Here is a 19343-nt window from a genome sequence, read left to right as displayed (position 1 = left end):
TGCATCCGTCTCAATTTGCGTCCCTCTCCTCGGAGGGATATTCTCGGGGGATAAATCTAAGGTCGGCTCCTTCGCCATGCAAACCAATAGTGATCGGCGAGACTTCACATCAGCGTGATGTCTACATAGGAGATTGTCGATCCAGGAATAACAGTGACGTGACACCAATTGCGCTCATTGGCAGCCGTGGCGCCGCCGAGCTTTTGCGGTAGTGTTGCGGCCCGTTCGCGAGCGCGAAGCGATCCAAGGGCGCGGCGCGCGGCTGAGAATGCGAGAGTCCCATCCCTGCGAGGCGCCCATGGTTCGAGTGATTGCCGCCATTGTGATCGCGCTGAGCGCGTGGTCGCCCGCCGCCGCCCAATCGGGCGATGCGGCCTTCCGGCCCGCCCTGCAGCAGGCGCTCGACAATTTTGTCGCGACGCGCAGAGAGCCGGAGCACATTTCCGCGGCGTCCCTGAGCATCAGCCTGAAGGGCGCTGGCGAAAACATCAATCTTGCGGCAGGAACGACGAAATACCCGGAGGCGGGCGAAAAAGTCACGCCGGCCGACCTGTTCGAGATCGGCAGCATCACCAAGTCCTTCACCTCCGTCGCGCTCCTTCACCTTGAAGCCAAGGGCAAGCTGACGATCGAGGACAAACTCGGCAAATGGCTCCCGCAATATCCCGCCTGGAAGAACGTCTCGATCCACCGACTGCTCGACATGACGAGCCCCATTCCCGGCTATGACAATCAGCCGTCCATCGCCAGAATCATGGGCGACGATCCCGGCCACACCTTCACCCCGCAGAAACTGATCGCGGCGTCCTATCCGCATGACGGCGAGCCCAAACCCGTCAGCGGCTGGACCTATTCCAACACGAATTACATCCTGGCCGAGATGATCATCGAAAAGGCCGGCGGCAAACCCTATGCGGAGGTCGTGCGCGACCTTTTCAAACAGGTCGGATTGAAGAACACTTTTTACGAGCCCAACCTTTATCCGGCGTCGATCACGGATCGAATGGTTTCCGGCTATTTTTTCAGCCACGATCCCGACAACAAGCTCCTCGCCCCGCTTCTGGGCCGCGACGTCAAGAACGACAGTGTCTCGTGGATGCAGGGCGCGGGCGGCATCGTCTCGTCGATGGACGACGTCGCGCGCTGGGCGCGCGCGCTCTACGAAGGGCCGCTTCTGGCGGAAAAACAGCGCGGCGAACTCATGACCGTCGTCTCCGACAAGACCGGCAAGCCCATCGCCGGCCCTTCCGAACAGAATCCGGGCGCGTTCGGACTCGGCGTCGGCGCGGGCTACCGGCCGGCGCTCGGCGCCTATTGGTTTTACCAGGGCATGACTTTGGGCTACCGCGTGCTCTATGGGTACTTCCCCAAGAATGGCGCGGTCATCGTCGTGGGCCTCAACAGCCAGCCCGACGAGAAACAGAACCGCAATGGCGCGCTGCTGGAAGAGATTTATGGCCTCTTGCACAAGGCCGGCAAGATCTGACCACGTCCGGCCGCTCCACTCGGCGCCAAAAATATTCGTCAAGCAGCCGCTAACAAGACATTCGTATTGATGTGGGTCATTGACGTTTTCGTAACTCCGCATATCGTTCTATTCATCTGGGATGCCAACACCAACTTGAGGTTCGCGTGAATCATCACGATCGTAAAGTCCTGCACGCTTTCTTCGCTCACCCCGTCACCGCCAACATCGACTTCAAGGACGCCGAACATGCGCTGACCGCGCTCGGCGCTGAACTCGACAGCAAACATGGCAACAAGGTCGAAGTCACTCTTGCAGGCCAGAAAACCATGCTTCACCGCAACCATCACAGCCTGTCCAAGGATGACGTGATGCAGATCCGCAAATTTCTGGAAGGCTGCGGCGTAACCGTGGAAGCCTTCCCGATCTGACCACGGCGCGGCGCCATGATGCGCCTGCGCGGGTCAGGGACGCCCCCAGCGCGCCACCCCATTCTGAAAAGCCAAGCGGTCAGGACGGCTCCGGCGGAGGGACCGCTTCTGGCGCTTCTCGCGCAATCAGGCGCCATTACGGCGACACACGCCTGGCCTGCGCGCCAGCGATGCGCTGCAGGCGAGGCCGCGCCTAATTTGGAATCACAAGGCAGTCGCCGCCGGCCGATTTGAGCCGGGAGCAGAGCGACGCCGCGCTTTGGCGCGTCACTTCCGAGACGCGGATCTGGTACCAGAAGGTGGGCCGGCGCCCGCCAATCCTCCGCGCCACGACCTCCGGCGCGTGGGACCCCAGAATTGTCGGAAAATGTCGGCGCATGGTGGCGTATTGCTGCATGGCGGCCGATTTCGAGCGGTCGCCGATCAATTGCAGCGCCCAGGGCCGCACGCGCGATTTCGGACCCGCGGATCTGGCGTGCTTCCCCTTCTTCCATGCGGCGTCCGGTTCGGCGCTCAGAGCCGTCATGGGGCGGTAGCTTCGCGGCGGGCATTCCATATCATCCAGTCGCGTTTCGACGCTCGCGCTCGCATCCCGCTGTCCGATCCAGTCATCGGCGTTCCGGCCGGTGATCGTGCGCACATAGGCTCGGGTTTCCTCCGGCAGGCCGCCTGCGCCGGCGAGCCAGTCCTGGACGCGGCCGGGGCCGGCGTTATAGGCGGCCGCGGCAAGTCCGAGATTTCCGAACTGCTGGCGCAATTCGCCTAGCCAGCGCCCGGAATGCTCGATCGAGAGCGACCAATCGAACGGATCGTCCAGGCCGCGCCATTGCGCCGTCGCCGGCATGAACTGCGCAATGCCTTGCGCGCCGGCCGGGCTGACGGCCTTGGGATTGAACCGGCTTTCCTGCCAGATCAGCCGCAGCAAAAATTTTTTCGGCAAATGATAGGTTCTGGCGGCGAGAGAGATTTCGTCGCAAACCTTTTTGATGGTGACGATCCGCCGAGCAAGGACGCTCGCCGCCGGCGCGGGCGCGGTATGTTGAGGCGGAAGCGGAACGGCCGCGACGCGATGAATGGCGGACTTTGCTACAGAGGCATATTCGACAGCGTTGGCCGATGTTTCCCCGGCATGGGCGGGGACGACCGCAAGTCCCGTCAATAAGGCGCACGCCCATCCGCTTAACCGCGCCATAAGTTTGCCTAACCTTCCGACGCCAAGGATGAGCAACAATATAAAACGCGATTTAAGAATTTTTGTAGCGCCGCGATCCCGCTCGGCGCTCCCGCCAGAGGAACCGAAGCGGCGGCGCATCGAAGATCGCGCAAGGCCGCTTTTCGAAGCTCGACATCGACGGCGGCTGAGCCCTCAACGCCAAAATCGTCACGTTATTGATAATCTTGTCACAATCGCTTGCTTCCCTGCTCGCGGAAGCAGCGCTTGCGGCCATTATGGAGAGCCTGGAATGGCGAAATATCCCCTGTTCATTGTTGGTTCGCCACGGTCGGGAACCAGCGCGCTGGCCGGGGGCGCATTGAGCGCCGGGTACGAAGGGTTCTTCGAGGGCAATTTTCTGCCCCTCCTGACCACGCTAAAACTTTCAATCGACCGGCATTTCGCGACTTTCGGCCATGACGGCCCCGATGTTCTCGCCTCGGTCGTCGATCGCCAGCGCCTGTCGCAGGATATCGCGAAGATATTTCGCGAGATTTTGGAGCGCCACAACCCTGCCCCGCCCTGGTTCGACAAGAGCGGCAATCCGGAAATGACCGCGGCAATCCCGACCTTGCTCGACCTGTGGCCGGGGAGCGTGTTCATTTTCGCCAAGCGGCGTGGCCTCGAAAATGTCGTTTCCCGGCTGCGCAAATTTCCCTCTTACGGGATCGAGGCGCATTGCCGGAGCTGGGCGAACAATATGAAAAGCTGGCGGGAGGCGCGGGAGCGCCTTGCTCAGGAACAATATCTGGAAATCGACCAGCAGGAACTCATCCGCGACCCGGAAGCGGTGACCAAAAAAATGGCTGGTCTGCTCGATCTCACCGAGGCGCAGGCCGCCGCCGCGACGAACTTCTTTCGCCAGCGCCGCCCGCAGGAAACCGAACCGGGCACGGCCCAGCGCGTGCTCGCGCTGGGGGATTTGTGGGATGACGCCGGCCGAAACGCCTTCGAATCCATCTGCGGGCCCGAAATGAAAGCGTTCGGCTATTCATTCGGCGCCGCTTATTGGGACGGCGCCCGCTGACGCCGCCGCTACGCGGACCAGCCCGCCTGCGCTCCGTCGAGCGCGGGCGGCGCATTGCGCCGCGCGGCCGAGGCGCCGGGGAAGCGGCGGAGGATGCGTTCCTGCTGCTCGGGCGCGACGCGGACTTCGAAAAAGGCGTGGCCTTCATCGTCGTTGGCGCGCGAAATCACCTCGGTATGGGCATAGAGCCAAGCCTGGCCCTCGCCGTCGCCGGCGTCGAGCGGCACGCTCAGCATCGGCCTGCCCCGCGCCAGGCGCGATTCGATCGCCAGCAACAGATCGTCCAGCCCCTCGCCGGTGACGGCTGAAACCACGCAGGGACGCTCGTCCTCCGGACGGCGTGCGGCGCTTGTTCTCAGCCGCGCGCGCTCCTCGACCGGCTCCAGGTCGATCTTGTTCCAAACCTCGATCAGGCGGCCATGGTCATGGGCGTCGACATCGAGTTCGGCCAGAATCTTTTCGACATCGGCGCTCTGCGCCTCGGAATCCTCATGCGAAATGTCGCGCACATGGAGGATGATGTCGGCCTCCCTCACCTCTTCCAGCGTGGCGCGAAAGGCCGAAACCAGCATATGCGGCAGGTCGGAGATGAAGCCCACCGTGTCGGACAGGATCGCCCTGCCGCCATGCGGCAGTTTCAGCCCGCGCAGGGTGGGATCGAGGGTCGCGAACAGCAGGTCCTTGGCGAAGACCTCGGCATTGGTCAGCCGGTTGAAAAGCGTGGATTTCCCGGCGTTGGTGTAGCCGACCAGGGCCACGATCGGGAAAGGAACGTCGCGCCGGCTCTTGCGATGCAAGCCGCGCGTCTTCTTGACCGTTTCGAGGTCGCGCTCGATCCGGTTCATCCGTTCCTGGATCAGGCGGCGGTCGGTTTCGATCTGCGTTTCGCCCGGGCCGCCGAGGAAGCCGAAGCCGCCGCGCTGACGCTCCAGATGGGTCCAGGACCGCACCAGCCGGGATTTCTGATAGGTCAGATGGGCAAGCTCGACCTGCAGGGCGCCCTCCGCCGTGCGGGCGCGCTCGCCGAAGATTTCGAGAATCAGCCCGGTGCGGTCGATGACCTTGGCGCCGAAGGCCTTTTCGAGATTGCGCTGCTGCACCGGCGACAAAGCGCAATCGACCGCCACCAGTTCGACTTCCAGCTCCCCGACCTTTTCGGCCAGTTCCTCGACCTTGCCCTTGCCGAGATAAGTCGCGGGACGAATCTGCGTGAGCGAAACGATCTCCTTCCCGACGATCTCGACGTCGATGGCGCCCGCCAAGCCAACGGCCTCGTCGAGCCGCGCCGCGCGCGAACGAATCGACGCCTCTGGCGCGGCGCGGTCGGTGAGATAGGGGCCGATCACCAGAACGCGGGTCTTGCCCCCGCGTCTCTGGAGCGAAACGCCGTCGATGGGCGCCTTCTTGTCGTTCAAGTCCGTCGTCGAATCCTTGCTGCGCAAATCTATTTGTCCGCCCCTTCTTCCGATGGATCGAACATCTGGATCGGATGGCCCGGCATGATTGTGGATATGGCGTGCTTATAGACCAATTGCGAGTGCCCATCGCGGCGCAAAAGCACACAAAAATTATCGAACCAGCTCACGACGCCCTGCAGTTTGACGCCATTGACGAGAAAGATCGTGAGCGGAACCTTGTTTTTTCGGACGTAATTGAGAAACGTATCCTGGAGATTGGGTGTGCGTTCAACCGCCATGTTTTTTCCTATTCACTTATTCTGCGTCGGCATCGAAGGCGGGCCTTTTGGCCAGAACATCGGGCTGAAGCGGCGCTTTCCCCGCGCTTTTGTCCATTAGAGTCTCAAGCGTCGCGACGAAGCAAGAAATTCTTTTACGAGAGCTATTTCTATAAGCAACCGTCTTCAAGCCGTCGCGGGCGCGAATTCGTGAAACGAAGCGCGCAGGCCCAAAGCGACGGCGCCGGGCGCGCCGGAACCGATATTTTGGCCGTCGATCGCCACGACGGGGAGCACAATCGTGGTCGCCCCGCTGATGAAAGCCTCTTGCGCACGAAAAGCCTCGGCGAGGGTGAAGGGCCTTTCTACGATTTTCAGCCCCCTGGCGGCGGCGATCTTGAGCAGGCGCGCGCGGGTGATTCCCGCAAGTATAGCCGAATCGGCGGGATGGGTGACCAAAACGCCCGCGCTGTCCACGATCCAGGCGTTGCTCGAAGACCCCTCGGTGACGAAGCCGTCGGCGTCGACCAGCCAGGCCTCATAGGCCCCGGCCTCCTTGGCCTGCTGCTTGGCGAGCACGTTGGGCAAAAGGCTTGTGGTCTTGATGTCCGGCCTCTTCCAGCGGATGTCCGGCAGGGAAATCACCTTGATGCCGGCGTGCGCCCGCGCCTCTGCCGCCGCCCGGTCGCCGCGATGGGCGAAGGCGACCACGGTCGAGGGCGTCCCGGGCTTAGGGAAGCCATGGTCGCGCTTTGCCGCGCCGCGCGTGACCTGGAGATAGACATGGCCATCCGTCACACGGTTGCGCGCCACCAGCTCGCGCAAAATCCGCCGCAGCGCCGTCGCCGCCATCGGCAGGGTCAGCCGCAATTGGGCGGCCGACCGCGCGAGCCGCAGAAGATGGCCCTCTTCGTCGATCAATCGGCCGTCGAAAACTTCGATCACTTCATAAATGCCGTCCGCGAACAGGAAGGCGCGGTCATCGATCGAAACGCCGGCGGCGGCGTGGCGGATATAGCGGCCGTTGACGTAAGCGACGCGACTCATTTTTTTCTTCCGCCGCCCTGCGGGCGGCGCCCCTCGCACTTGCTCGGCGTCACTTCGTTCCTAACCATGTCGCCGGGGCGACATGGCGCATTTACAGCAATCCTAATCTGCCCGCGACGACCGCCGTCGCCGCAGCCGCGGCCATGGCCCAGAGCGGGCTGCGCGGCGACAAAGCGACGAAAGCCGCCGAGGCGAGGGTGACGAAGGCGGCGAAAAAACCGGAATCGGCAGCGCGCGCGAGAAGATAGCCGTTCGCCGCCATCAGGCCAATGGCCGCCGGCGTCAACGCCTTTTTGAGCCGCGTCAGCCAGGGCGCCTCGCCGGCCCGGCGCATCGCCCGCGCGGCGGCGAAGGCCAGCAGCGACGCCGGCGCCAATATGCCCAAAGTTGCGACGGCGAGCCCGGCGAGGCCCGCCAGCCGCCATCCGAACAGGCTGAAGACGATGACGTTCGGACCCGGCGAGATTTGCGCGATAGCGAAGTTTTCGGCGAAGGTTTCCGCACTCATCCAATGGGTCTGGGTCACGATCTGCCGCTGCGCCTCGGGCAGCGCCGCCGTCGCGCCGCCCACCGCCAGCAGGGAAATGCCGGCGAAACGCAAAAAGATCTGACCGAGCAGATCGTCCTTCATTCCGCCCAGCCCGCCAAAACGAAGCTTGCCGGGACCACAAGGCCGAGGACGAGAGGAAGGGGCGCGCGCAGCACAACGGAGCCGAGAAAGGCCGCGAAGGCCAGCGCGACTACGCGCGGGCTGGGCCGGATCTTGATCGTCATTTTGACCGCTGTGCCGAGCGCGAGGCCGGCGGCGGCGGCTGTCGCCCCGAATAATGCGGCGCGAACGTCGGCATGATGCGCGAAGGTCGCGAAAAAGCTGGCGACGGCAACCACAATGGCGAGCGGCGCTGCGAGCAGGCCGGCAAGGGCGATGAGCGCCCCGCTCGCGCCGTGGAAACGATCGCCCAGCATGACGGCGAGATTGCAGGTGTTTGCCCCCGGCAGCGCCTGGCACAGCCCGAGTATAGCCGCGAATTCGGAATCGTCGAGCCAGCGCCGGTCATCAACGATGATTGCCCGCGCCAACGGCCCCGTCCCGCCAAAGCCGAGCGCGCCGAGTTTGAAAAAGCCCAGGAACAGCTCGCGCCGGGTCACGGCCGTTCAATCGATCGCCAGCGATTTCAACTTGCGGTGCAGCGCCGAGCGTTCCATGCCGATAAACTCGGCCGTGCGCGAAATATTGCCGCCGAAACGGTTGATCTGGGCGACCAGATATTCGCGCTCGAACACTTCGCGCGCGTCGCGCAAGGGCAGGCTCATCAGCTTCTCGCCGCCCGAGCCGGTCGGGGTCGAGGGCACCAAAGCGCCGATTTCGCGCGGCAGCATTTCGGCGGTGATCTCGGCCTCATGATCCCCGCCGGCGAGGATCATCAGGCGCTCGATATTGTTGCGCAGCTGGCGGATATTGCCCGGCCAGTCGTGGGATTGCAGCACCGCCATGGCGTCGTCGCCGATCTTGCGCCGGGGTAGGCCGGAATTGGCGGCGAGCTGGTCCATGAAGAAATTGATCAGCTCGGGAATGTCCTCGCGTCTCTCGGAGAGCGAGGGCACCCTGACCGGCACGACCGAGAGCCGGTGAAAGAGGTCCTCCCGGAAAGCCCCTTCCTCGATGGCGCGCGGCAGGTCGCGCGCCGAGGAGGAAATCACCCGCACATCGACATGAACCCGGGTCGTGCCCTCGACGCGGGTGAAATTCTGATCGACCAGCACGCGCAGGATCTTGGCCTGGGTTTCGCGCGGCATGTCGGCGACTTCGTCGATATAGAGCGTGCCGCCGTGGGCCTCCTCGAGCGCGCCGGTTTTCCGCGGGCGTCCGTCGCGCGCCTCGACGCCGAACAGCTCCATCTCCATGGTGTCGGCGGCGATCGCGGCGGCGTTGATGACCACGAAAGGCCCGCCGGCGCGGTTGGAGGCCTCGTGAATGGCGCGCGCCGCCAGCTCCTTGCCGACGCCCGGAGCGCCCGTGATGAGAATGCGCGAATTGGCCGGCGCCACGCGCTCGATCAATTGCTTGAGCTGCTGCAAGGCGATCGAATGGCCGACAAGGGTGTTGGAACTGGCCGAGCGCGCCTTCAATTCGGTGACTTCGCGGCGCAGGCGCGAGGTTTCGAGCGCCCTTTCCGCCACCAGCACCAGCCGGTCGGCCTTGAAAGGCTTTTCAATGAAATCATAAGCGCCCTGGCGGATGGCGGTGACCGCCGTCTCGATGGTGCCGTGACCAGAGATCATCACCACCGGCAGGGTTTCATGGTGGCGCTTGATCGATTCGAGCAATTGCAGCCCGTCGAGCTTCGAGCCCTGCATCCAGATGTCGAGGAAAACGAGATGCGGACGACGCGCCTCGATCGCGGCCAAGGCCTCGTCGGAATTGCGCGCGGTGCGCGTGGAATAGCCCTCGTCCTCCAGAATGCCGGAGACGAGTTCGCGAATGTCGGCTTCATCATCGACGATCAGAATATCGTGAGCCATGGTCAACCTTCGCTCAAGCTTTTTCGGCGCTTTCCGCGCCCTCCTCCGCCGCGGGAGCCGCGGCGATCGGGAAATGCAGGCGCACCAGCGCGCCCTGGCCGGAGGCGGCGTCGAGGAGTTCGATGCCGCCGCCGTGATCTTCGAGAATCTTCGCCACGATCGGCAGGCCGAGGCCGGTGCCTTCCGCGCGCGTCGTCATATAGGGTTCGAGCAGCCTCGCCCGGTTTTCGCGCGGGAACCCCTTGCCATTGTCTTCGATGTCGATGACCGCCACGCCGTCCGCGACTCGCAGGCGCACATCGATTTTGGGTTCTCGCCCCGCCATGTCGGCGGCGGCGATGCCTTCGGTCGCGTTCTTCACCACATTGGTCACGGCTTGCGACAGCAGGCGGCGGTCGAAACGGGCGACGATCGGCCCGGGCGGAAAATCTCCGGCAATCGCAATGTCGGAATGGCCGTGACGCATCAGGAACAGCACCTGCTCGATGCAGGCGGTAAGATCGTCGGTGGCGAGCTGCGCCTTGGGCATGCGCGAAAAGGCGGAAAATTCGTCCACCATGCGCTTGATGTCGTCCACCTGCCGGATGATCGTGTCCGTGCATTGGTCGAACACGTCCTTGTCGGAGGTGATGACCTTGCCGTATTTGCGCTTGAGCCGCTCGGCGGAAAGCTGGATCGGCGTCAGCGGATTCTTGATCTCATGGGCGATGCGCCGGGCGACGTCGGCCCAGGCCGCCGTGCGCTGCGCGGAGACGAGATCGGTCATGTCGTCGAGCGTGGCGACGAAGGTGCGTTCGCCGCGATTGAGCGGCCCGTTGGTGATGCGGACGTTGTAGGTTCGCTCGCGGCCGTCGCGATTGAGGGTGATCTGGCGCTGCGTCATGCGCGAATAGCCGGCGCGCGCCTCTTCGATCATCGCCGCAAGCTCCGGGAGGGCCTCTGCCACCGGCTGGCCGATCGCCTTGTCGGCCTTGTCGGCGTCCTGCCCCTCGGCGCCGACCAGCACACGCGCGGACGGGTTCAACACGGTGACGTCGGCCTTGGCGCCAACCCCGATCACCGCCGCCGGAACGCCGAACAGCACGGCCTCGGTGAAGACGCGGCGCTCGTCCATGAGGTGATTGGCGGCGATCAGGCGGCTCTGCTGCTGGCGCAGCTCCGAGGTCATCTTGTTGAAGGTCTGGCCAAGATGGGCGAGGTCGCCCTCGGAGGCGCGCACCGGCACCTGGACATAGAAATTGCCCGCCGAAACCTGATCCGTCGCGGCGATCAGGCGGCGGATCGGCGCGACCAGGGCATTGGTGAAGGCAAGGCCGATCCAGACCGCCGCCAGCAGCATGATCGTCGCGAGCAGGCCGAACATGATGGCGAGAGTCGTCTGGAACTGGCTCCGGTGCTGCTCGAAATTGTCGAACAGATGGTTCAGCGCCGCCGCCTGTTTGGGGAATTCGAGCGTGAAGGGATCGACCGGACGGCTGGTGTAGAGGAACGTGTCCTTGAAGGAGGGCAGCGGCCGCAGGGCGACGAAGGTGCGGCCCTGGTTGAGAATCAGGCAAAGCGGCTCGTTCTTCAGCGAATCATTGAAATCCTGTTCCTGCGGCTTGACGACCGGATCGCGAATCATCGAGCCGGTATCGACCTGCTCGACGATGGAGCCGTCGCGCTTGATCATGGCGGCGGCGGAAAAGCCCAGGAAATGGGCGCGCGAGGTGAAGAACTCCTTGAACAGGCTGCGGTCAGAATCGAACATCGGCTTACCACGGTCGAGGTCGGACGCCGTAAGCTGCGATTCCTGCAACAGCCAGAGGCACTGGTTCTCGCGGAACAGATTGGCGGCCTCGGTCGCCCCGCCGATGAAGCCGCGGACATCGCGCATGAAGGCCGGGTTGAACAATTTGTCGAGCGTCACCGAACCGACGATGGCCATGCTGATCGCCGGCACCGCCGCGATGACCGCGAACAATGCGACGATCCTGATATGGAGGCCCGCCGCCGCCGTCCTGGCCCGCCACGCGCGGATGAGCTGGACCGCCTCGAAAGCGACCAGCGCGGCGAGGATCACCGCGATCGCGGCGTCCACGAAGAAGAGATATTTGACGTTCTGGTCGGTCGGGGTGAGCGGCGTCAGCCCCGCGAAAATCAGAAAGCTGCCGATGGCGCAGAGAATCGCGACAGCCACGACGAAGGGTCCGAGCCGCGACAGGAATCGGCGGTCTCGACGGCGTGATTGTCTCGTTTCGGGCCGGTTTTCCTTGTCTTGCGTCATTGACCGCGAGGCGTTTGGAAATCAGGAGGGAGGTTTACTGGAAGGACAGGCGAGTTGCAATAATGCAACGCTGTTGCATGATTGCGACAAAATTGCGGGGATTTCTTGGCCTCAGCGAAACAGGAGCCGCAAATCCTGCGCGCTGTCGGCGGCCAGCGCCGGATCGGGCGAGAGCCCCGCGTCGAGGAGCTTGCGCGCCAGAAGATGTTCGCCCGGGCGATTGACCGAATCGACCCCGATCAATTGACGGCCCCGATAATAAAACAGCGAAAAGGCGTTGTCGCCAGCCCGCCTTTCAACACAAAGGTCATGGCCATCGCTCAGTCCGGCCATCTGTAGCTTGACGTCAAATTGGTCGGACCAGAACCAGGGCGCGGACGCGAAGGGCTTTTCCCGGCCCAGTAGGGCGGCGGCGGCGGCCTTGGCGCTCTCGACCGCAAAATGCACGTTCTCGAAGCGCCGCAGAACCCCGTCGGGGCACCGCAGGACCGCGCAATCGCCAGCCGCCACGATATTTTTCCGCGAGGTCCGGCCGTAGACGTCCACCACGATTCCGCGCGAAACTTCGAGTCCGGCGGCGGCGGCGAGTTCGTCATTGGGAATCGCGCCAATGCCGAGCACGACGAGATCGGCGGGAAAAGACTTTCCCGACACGGTCGTCACATTCCGCTCGGAAATTGCCGCGACCTGTTCGCCGAAATGCAGTTCGACGCGATGGGCGCGGTGCAGGGCGGAGAAAAAGGCCGAAATCGGCCCTGTCGTCGCGCGGGCCATCAGGCGGTCGAGCGCCTCGATCACCACGGTCGAGCAGCCGCGCTTGCGCGCCGCCGCCGCGACCTCCAGCCCGATGAAGCCGCCGCCGACAATCGCGACATGTTTCGCCGAATTGAGCCGGCGCGATATCTCAAGGGCGTCATCGAGATCGCGCAGCATACGGACGTGAGGAAGCTCGGCCCCCGGCAGATCGGCCCGCCGCGCTCGCGCGCCCGTGGCCAGCGCGAGGCCAGTCCACGACAGCGCCGAGCCGTCGGCGAGGACGACCTTTCGTCCGGCTATGTCGATCTTTTCGACCTCGGCGCCTGTGCGCAGATCGATTTTCCTTGCCGCGAAGAAATCGGGGGCGCGGATCGTGAGGCGGTCGTCCGCGCTCTCGCCGGCGAGCCAGGCCTTCGACAAAGGCGGCCGCTGATAGGGCGCGTGACGCTCCTGGCCCAGGAGCGTCACCTCGCCGTCGAACCCCTCCGCCCGCAGGCTTTCCGCGATTTGCAGGCCGGCCTGGCCGGCGCCGACAATGACGATTTGCCCGCTCATGAAGCCCCCGCTTTCCGTCGAAATCGCTTGACCGGCGCATTTCGCATGAAGCCTTGCGCCGAAGCAATCGGCGCGACTTGATTCAAGCCCCCGCCCGCGCCAGTCTCCGGCGGCCAGGCCGGAGGTTGCATGCACAGAATAGTCTTTCTCGACTCGGCGACACTCGCCGAGGGCGTGGTCCTCCCCCGGCCCCGCTTTCCGCACGAATGGACGAATTTCGCGTCGACCGCGCCGCAAGACATTGTCGCCCGCGCGCAAGGCGCGCAGATCGTCGTCACCAACAAGGTCCCTTTCGACGCCGCGACCATCGCCGCCTTGCCCGATTTGCGGCTGATCGCAATCGCCGCCACCGGCTTCGACCATATCGATCTCGCGGCGGCGCGCGCGGCGGGAATCGCCGTGACCAATATTCGCGGCTACTCGGTAGATTCGGTTCCCGAACATGTCTTAGCGCTGATTCTCGCGCTCAAGCGCCAGATCCTGCCCTATGTCGCCGACGTGCGCGCCGGCGCGTGGCAGACCGCCGGACAGTTCGCCCTCCACACCCATTCCATCAAAGATCTGCGCGGCAAAAGGCTCGGCCTGTTTGGCTCCGGCTCGCTCGGACAAAGGGTCGCCGAACTGGGAAAAGCCTTCGGCATGGAGCCGGTCTTTGCCGGCCGCAAGGGCGCACGCGCACGGCCGGGAACGCTGGAATTCGAGGAGGTCATGGCCACCTCCGACGTCCTCTCGCTGCATTGCCCGCTCAACGCCGAGACGGAGAACATGATCGCCGGGCCGGAGTTCGCGCTGATGCGCAAAAAGCCCCTGCTCATCAACACCGCGCGCGGCGGGCTGGTGGACGAGGCGGCGCTGGAGCGGGCGCTCGACGACGGCCTCGTCTCAGGCGCCGGCATCGACGTCACCCGCCCCGAACCGCCGCCAATGGACAGCGCCATCATGCGGCTGGCGCAAAGGCCGAATGTGCTGGTGACGCCGCATATAGCCTGGGCGAGTCTCGAAGCGCAGCAGACTTTGGCCGACCAACTCGGCGCGGTTCTCGCCGCTTTCGTCAAGGGCGAGCGGATGAACCGGCTGGATTAGCGCCCGATGTCAAAAAGTCGCCTATGCGCGGCGCCCGCCGTCCTGCGACAACTGATAATGCAGCGCCTCGCCGATGAAGGAATAGGCGGCACGCGTGCGAGCGAGAATATAGCCGTCGATCCAATAGAGAAAGACACGGTTGAGGAAGAAAATCCTCAGGAAATAAAGCGGGGGATTGACCACGAGCTTGAGCAGTGACGGCTTCTTGCCGCGCAGAATCCTCTGTTGCGCCTTGAGGCAGGCGTAGGTCGCCTCCTTGAGAATCTGCTCGTCTATGCGCAAGGCGCGATCGTGGCGCAGCAGGCCTCGACTGGCCTCCAGAACCCGGCCGTCGGCCACCAGCCCCTCATGCACCAGCGCGCTTTCGTCGAAACGCACTTTTTCGCGCCGCGCCAGCCTGATGATCCGTTCGGGCTTTGCATCTTTCGGCGGAACGTTCAACTGACCGTAAAACGCCAGCGGGCGACGCAGGCGCCAGCCGACCACTTCATCGGGCGCGGCGAGAAGCGCGGGCAGTTCGCGTCGCAGGTCGTCGTCGAGCCATTCGTCGGAATCGATGCTCAAAACCCAGTCGCGCGTCGCCTGCTCCCAGGCGAATTGCTTCTGCTTCGCATAGCCCAACCAGTCGCGCTCGACGAGCTTGATGGGCCAGCCGCGTGCGATGAAACCGCGCAGAATATCGAGCGTCGCGTCGGTCGAGCCGGAATCCACCACGACGATTTCGGCGAAGCCGTCGAGGCTTGCGACGCATTTTTCGATATAGCCGCCTTCGTTCTTGCAGATGATCGTCGCCGACAGCGGCAGCGTGGCGCCCTGGAAAGCGGGGATATCGGCGGCCGAATTCGGCGCAGGGGAGCGCGCGCCGGTCGCCATCTGGAAATGGGTCGCTTCGGTCAGGAAGGAAGCAAGCTGCGCCGCACGGGCGCGGATATAGCCCCGCGTCCCGCGAAGCAGCCAACCCTCTCCAAGATAAACCCGCAGAAAAACGAGCGACGGATTGAGCGCCAGCCGCATCAGGCTGGGCTTTTTGCCGGCCGCCAGACGCCGTCCGGCTTCCCGTCGCGCGGCGGCGGCGTCCTTCGCGACCTGAGCGTCGAGACGCGGTTGCGAATCATGCATGGAAAGGCCTTTTCGGCATGGCGGGGCTGGCTTCCTCTGGCGCGGCGAAAAAAGAGCCTTTTGAGACGGCTTTGTCAAAGCAAACCGCTGACAGGCCGCGCCGGGAGCGCTAAAAGCGCGGCGGGAAGCCCGCGAAAATTTCATGTCCGAGCCGAAGGCGTTCATCATCCATCTCGAGCGGTCCGCCCAGCGGCGCCCGCAGGTCGAACGCCTGCGCGCCGCTTTGCCCTGCGCCAGCGAAATTCTGGACGCGACTGACGGCGCGCTGCTCGCGCCCAACGAGACGGACCGCGTCTATGGCCGCCGTTGCCATCGGCCGCTCTATCCCTTCGCCCTCAATCGCGGAGAGATCGGCGTTTTCCTCAGCCATCGCGCCGTGTGGCGGCGGATTCTCGCGGAAGGGCTGGATTATGCTTTGGTTTTCGAGGACGACGCCGCCATCGACCCCAATTCCTTCGCCCGAACCTTCGCGCTCGCCCGCGAGACCCGAAAAATCTGGAGCTACGCCCTCGCCCCGTCCGAAAAAACCCCCGTGCGCGGAGAGATATTGGCGCGGGGCGAAGGCGTCGCCCTGATTCGCCCCGAAAATCCGCCGCTGCGGGCCATAGCGCAGTTCGTCTCGGCGGAAGCGGCGCGGCGACTGCTCGCCGTCACGGAAAAGTTCGACCGCCCGGTGGACACTTTTTTGCAAATGTCCTGGGTGACGGGTGTCGAACTGCTGGCTTTCCAGCCCTCGGGCGTGCGCGACGCCTCGGCCGGGATCGGCGGCTCGACCATTCAGGCGAAGAAAAAGCCGCTGCCGCACAGGCTGGCGCGAGAAACCCTGCGTCCGCTCTATCGCGCCCAGGTCCGCCTCTGGCACGCCTTCGCCAGGCGGCCCGGATTTTAGGTTCCCGACCGCTCGCCCTATCGCGGCGCGGCGCGATCGACGATGGCGCGAAAGTTCACGTCGCGCGGCAGCGCGCCATAGAGATGGCGGCGCCCGCTTTCGAGCCTGGAGCGGCAGAAGGCGTCGGCCGTCGCCGCGGGGGCATGCTGGACGAGAAGAGCCGCCTGCAAAGCGCATGACAGCCTGTCGGCAAAATCGCGGGCGCCGCTTTCCAGACCGCTCATATCCTGAACATCGGCTTTCAGGACTTCGCGATGGCGATCGAGCGCGCGGTGTCCGCCGGCGCCTGTTCGACCTCGGCGAGACAGGCGTAACGCCCCAACGGCGTCATCGTTGCGTGCAGCCTCACCGCCACCTGTCGTGGGTCCACATCCATTGGTCGGGATGCTGGCGGATCGAGTTTTCAAGCTCCGCCTGCATCGCCGCGGTCGCGGCGTAGACGTCGGCATTGCGGTCGTCGGTGCGCGGGACTTCGATCGGGGTGATGAACATTTTGAAGCGGACGCCGCGCATGCGATAGCCGTGGATCAGCAGCAAAGGCACGTTGCATTGCCGCGCGATCAGCGCGGGAAAGGGCGTGGTCTGGGCCGGACGGCCGAAAAAGGGCGTCGGCAGGCCCATATAGGCCTGCTGATCGACCAGCACGCCGACCACGCCGCCGGCGCGCGCATGGCGGATCAGGGCGACTGGCGTTTCGGGATCGTGCTTGGCCATCAATCCGCCGGCGTAATATTTGCCGCGCCGCCGCAGCATTTCAGCGTCCACGAAAGGATTGCTCATCGGGCGATAGACCGCCATCGGGCTGAGGCCGAACTTGTTGACGACCGCGCTCGCGCCCTCCCAATTCGCCTGATGGGCTCCGCACAGCACCGCGCCCTTGCCGCTCTTGGCGATTTCAATGAGCAGTTCCGGATTGGCGACCTCGACGCGGTCGCGCACGATGGCGTCGATATGGAAGAATTCTCCGACGACGCGGCCGATATTGCGCCACACGTCATTCGCCAGCTTGTCACGCTCGGCCTGGCTCATTTCGGGAAAGGCGGCGGCGAGATTGCGCATCAGCCGGGGCTGGCGCTTTTTGGAGCGCGGCCCGATCCGCGCCATCAGCGCGCCGGCGACATTGGAGGCCCATTCGACGGGCATGGAGGAAAAGACCGCGCCCAACAGGCGAAAGCCGAGATATTCAATCCAATAACGAAAATTCGGCTCCTTGCGCCCTGCCATCTCATCCAAACCTTGCACTTTAAGACGTACCGCCCGAAGGCCGGCCGAATCCACACGGCGCCAAGCTGAATCGCGCATGAACGGATAGTCACGGCTTCCGGCGCCAGCGATTTCGCCAGATCGCCCTTGCGGCGACGCAAAACCTCTCGCCAGCAGGGGGCGAGCCTTTCCCAGCGCGTCGCCTCCAGCGCCCTACGGGCCGGAAAAGACGGTTCCATTCTTGACCTTGTCGGCAGGCCGTCTAGCCAAGCCCCGCCGCGCCGTCAAGACTCGGGCCCCATGGCGCGGCATCGCATTTCGGCCACAGGTTGGCGATTTTGCCGCGCTGTGGCCCCGCAGCCCTTACCGAAGACGGCGCGAATCGTTAATGAATGGTTCATATGCCGGCGCTCAAAAGCCGGCTGATTGCGTACGGCCTGGCTTGAGCCCGCCCGGCGAAGGAAAACAGGAATGGAAATGTCGGCCAGAAGGCTGCTTGATCGAAGTCGGCGGCGGGAACAGTCCGGCGCGCCGCGCGGAGGGCAGCGCTGATGGCAGGATTTTCGTTCCGCTCGCGCGCCCTGAAAATTCTCCCGGCCCTGAGCGCGCCTGTGATTCTCGCCGCCTGCAGCGTGGGACCGGACTATGTCCGCCCGACCGCGCCGGTTCCAGCGAAATTCAAGGAATCGAAAGACTGGCGCCCTGCCCGGCCGCGCGACGGCGCCGACCGCGGCGCCTGGTGGACGGTCTATCGTGACGCCGAGTTGAACCGCCTTCTGCCGCAGGTCGCGGTCACCAACCAGAACGTCGCCGCCTCGCTCGCATCTTACGAGCAGGCGCGAGCCGTGATCCGCGAAACGCAGGCCAGCCTCCTGCCTGCCATCAACGGCCAATATCCCGTCACCCGCTCCGGGGAGGGCTCGGGCGTCCTTTCCAGCGGCGGCTCCGGGACCACCTCTCTTGGAACGAACACCAGCCACGCCTTCGCCCGCACCCTTTTCTATCCGCAGGGGACCGTCGGCTGGACCATAGACATCTGGGGCAAGATCGGCCGCCAGGTCGAGGGCAATGTCGCTCTCGCGCAGGCGGATTCGGCGTTGCTCGCCAATGCGACGCTCTCCGCCCAGGCCCAGCTCGCCATCGCCTATTTCAACCTGCGCTACCAAGATTCGCTGAAAGATCTGCTCAACCGAACGGTCAAGATCTATCAGGAAACCGAAAAAATCACCCGGAATCAGTACAACAGCGGCACGGTTTCCAAGGCGGATCTCATCACCGCCCAGACCCAGGTCCTGAACACCCAGGCGCAGGCGATCGCGACCGACGTGCTCCGCCAACAATATGAACATGCGATCGCGGCCCTTGTCGGACGGCCGCCGTCCGAATTGACGATCCGCCGCGGCGCCCTGGCCCGCATGCCGCCCGCGACGCCGCCCGGCCTGCCCTCGACCCTTTTGGAGCGCCGGCCCGACATCGCCGCCGCCGAACGCGCCATCGCGGAGCAGAACGCTTTGGTCGGGGTCGCGGTCGGCGCCTATTATCCGACGATCACGCTTTCCGCCGCCGGCGGCTTCGAAGGGGCGAACGCTTTCCCCTTCCTCGCCGCCTATCAGGTCTGGTCGCTGGGCGCCGCCGCCGCGGACCCTCTGTTCGACGGCGGATTGCGGGCCGCGCAGGTGGACGCCGCCAAAGCGGCCTGGCGCCAGTCCGTCGCCAATTACCGCCAGACCGTGCTGACCGCCTTCCAGCAGGTCGAGGACCAGCTCGTCGCCTTGCGCGTCTACGCCAAGGAGCTGCGCGTGCGGGAAAAGGCGCGCGACGCGGCGGCCGAGGCGGTTCGCGTCTATCTCAACCAATATCGCGCCGGCACCGTCGCCTTCACCACGGTCGTGGTCGCCGAAGCGACCCTGCTCGCCGATGAAGAATCGGTGCTGGCGACGCGCCAGGCCTTGTTTACCGCCAATGTAACGCTAATTGAGGCCCTGGGCGGCGGATATGACGCCGAAAGCCTCGCGGCCGAGAAGGCGCCGCCATTGATCGAGGCGGCCGCGCGCTCTCTTCCGGCGCCGCCGCCATAATTTTTACGCTCCG

At 64.4% G+C, this 19343-nt stretch carries 18 protein-coding genes; 6 read left to right on the top strand and 12 right to left on the bottom strand.

What is annotated here, in order from left to right:
• The first annotated feature begins 298 nt into the window (after window positions 1–298).
• Both K2U94_RS10810 and K2U94_RS10805 read left to right on the top strand, forming a co-directional pair.
• Window positions 299–1486: a serine hydrolase domain-containing protein gene (locus K2U94_RS10810; protein WP_243067222.1), complete on the top strand. Its 1188-nt coding sequence runs from the start codon at window positions 299–301 to the stop codon at window positions 1484–1486.
• 146 nt (window positions 1487–1632) lie between these two features.
• A complete protein-coding gene (locus K2U94_RS10805; RefSeq protein WP_243067221.1) occupies window positions 1633–1896 on the top strand; it encodes a hypothetical protein in 264 nt (87 codons plus the stop codon).
• A gap of 193 nt (window positions 1897–2089) precedes the next feature.
• On the opposite strand, the gene K2U94_RS10800 is transcribed toward K2U94_RS10805, so the two are convergent.
• Window positions 2090–3055, bottom strand: coding sequence for a lytic transglycosylase domain-containing protein (locus tag K2U94_RS10800; RefSeq protein WP_243067220.1), 966 nt, complete (start codon window positions 3053–3055; stop codon window positions 2090–2092).
• A 304-nt stretch (window positions 3056–3359) separates the two neighbouring features.
• Here K2U94_RS10800 and K2U94_RS10795 point away from each other — a divergent pair, with 304 nt between their 5' ends.
• The gene (locus K2U94_RS10795; protein WP_243067219.1) at window positions 3360–4136 is read left to right on the top strand and encodes a sulfotransferase family protein; all 777 of its coding nucleotides are present in this window, start codon (window positions 3360–3362) and stop codon (window positions 4134–4136) included.
• 8 nt (window positions 4137–4144) lie between these two features.
• On the opposite strand, the gene hflX is transcribed toward K2U94_RS10795, so the two are convergent.
• The 8 genes from hflX to K2U94_RS10755 form a co-directional block, all read right to left on the bottom strand.
• On the bottom strand, window positions 4145–5551 hold the full coding sequence (gene hflX, locus K2U94_RS10790; RefSeq protein ID WP_243067218.1) for a GTPase HflX: 1407 nt from the start codon (window positions 5549–5551) through the stop codon (window positions 4145–4147).
• Between the two features lie 29 nt (window positions 5552–5580).
• Window positions 5581–5832 carry an RNA chaperone Hfq gene (gene hfq, locus K2U94_RS10785; protein ID WP_243067217.1) on the bottom strand — a complete coding sequence of 84 codons (252 nt, stop codon included), beginning with the start codon at window positions 5830–5832 and terminating at the stop codon, window positions 5581–5583.
• A gap of 165 nt (window positions 5833–5997) precedes the next feature.
• Window positions 5998–6858, bottom strand: a complete 861-nt coding sequence (locus K2U94_RS10780; RefSeq protein WP_243067216.1) for a D-amino-acid transaminase — start codon at window positions 6856–6858, stop codon at window positions 5998–6000.
• 91 nt (window positions 6859–6949) lie between these two features.
• The gene (locus tag K2U94_RS10775; protein WP_243067215.1) at window positions 6950–7489 is read right to left on the bottom strand and encodes a chromate transporter; all 540 of its coding nucleotides are present in this window, start codon (window positions 7487–7489) and stop codon (window positions 6950–6952) included.
• Complete coding sequence (locus K2U94_RS10770) at window positions 7486–8007, bottom strand: chromate transporter (RefSeq protein WP_243067214.1); 522 nt, start codon at window positions 8005–8007, stop codon at window positions 7486–7488. The genes K2U94_RS10775 and K2U94_RS10770 overlap by 4 nt, the downstream gene beginning before the upstream one ends.
• Window positions 8008–8013: 6 nt before the next feature.
• On the bottom strand, window positions 8014–9381 hold the full coding sequence (gene ntrX / locus K2U94_RS10765) for a nitrogen assimilation response regulator NtrX (protein ID WP_243067213.1): 1368 nt from the start codon (window positions 9379–9381) through the stop codon (window positions 8014–8016).
• 13 nt (window positions 9382–9394) lie between these two features.
• Window positions 9395–11560, bottom strand: coding sequence for a sensor histidine kinase NtrY-like (locus K2U94_RS10760; protein ID WP_243067212.1), 2166 nt, complete (start codon window positions 11558–11560; stop codon window positions 9395–9397).
• Between the two features lie 198 nt (window positions 11561–11758).
• A complete protein-coding gene (locus tag K2U94_RS10755; RefSeq protein WP_243067211.1) occupies window positions 11759–12958 on the bottom strand; it encodes an NAD(P)/FAD-dependent oxidoreductase in 1200 nt (399 codons plus the stop codon).
• 129 nt (window positions 12959–13087) lie between these two features.
• Between K2U94_RS10755 and K2U94_RS10750 the strand changes: the two genes are divergently transcribed.
• Complete coding sequence (locus K2U94_RS10750) at window positions 13088–14041, top strand: D-2-hydroxyacid dehydrogenase (protein WP_243067210.1); 954 nt, start codon at window positions 13088–13090, stop codon at window positions 14039–14041.
• A gap of 21 nt (window positions 14042–14062) precedes the next feature.
• On the opposite strand, the gene K2U94_RS10745 is transcribed toward K2U94_RS10750, so the two are convergent.
• Entirely contained in the window at window positions 14063–15160 is a 1098-nt protein-coding gene (locus K2U94_RS10745) for a glycosyltransferase family 2 protein (RefSeq protein ID WP_243067209.1), read from the bottom strand.
• Between the two features lie 142 nt (window positions 15161–15302).
• On the opposite strand from K2U94_RS10745, the gene K2U94_RS10740 reads away from it, so the two are divergent.
• Complete coding sequence (locus K2U94_RS10740; protein WP_243067208.1) at window positions 15303–16049, top strand: glycosyltransferase family 25 protein; 747 nt, start codon at window positions 15303–15305, stop codon at window positions 16047–16049.
• Between the two features lie 17 nt (window positions 16050–16066).
• Here the strand turns inward: K2U94_RS10740 and K2U94_RS10735 are convergent, their stop codons facing one another.
• A complete protein-coding gene (locus K2U94_RS10735; protein WP_243067207.1) occupies window positions 16067–16273 on the bottom strand; it encodes a hypothetical protein in 207 nt (68 codons plus the stop codon).
• 121 nt (window positions 16274–16394) lie between these two features.
• The gene (locus K2U94_RS10730; protein WP_243067206.1) at window positions 16395–17273 is read right to left on the bottom strand and encodes a lysophospholipid acyltransferase family protein; all 879 of its coding nucleotides are present in this window, start codon (window positions 17271–17273) and stop codon (window positions 16395–16397) included.
• A gap of 530 nt (window positions 17274–17803) precedes the next feature.
• Between K2U94_RS10730 and K2U94_RS10725 the strand changes: the two genes are divergently transcribed.
• Complete coding sequence (locus K2U94_RS10725; protein ID WP_243067205.1) at window positions 17804–19330, top strand: efflux transporter outer membrane subunit; 1527 nt, start codon at window positions 17804–17806, stop codon at window positions 19328–19330.
• The last annotated feature ends 13 nt before the right edge of the window (window positions 19331–19343 follow it).

Source organism: Candidatus Rhodoblastus alkanivorans, from assembly GCF_022760755.1.
Classification (GTDB): domain Bacteria; phylum Pseudomonadota; class Alphaproteobacteria; order Rhizobiales; family Beijerinckiaceae; genus Rhodoblastus; species Rhodoblastus alkanivorans.
The sequence above is the reverse complement of the archived record's forward strand: the minus strand, read 5'-3'. Positions and strand labels throughout refer to the sequence as shown.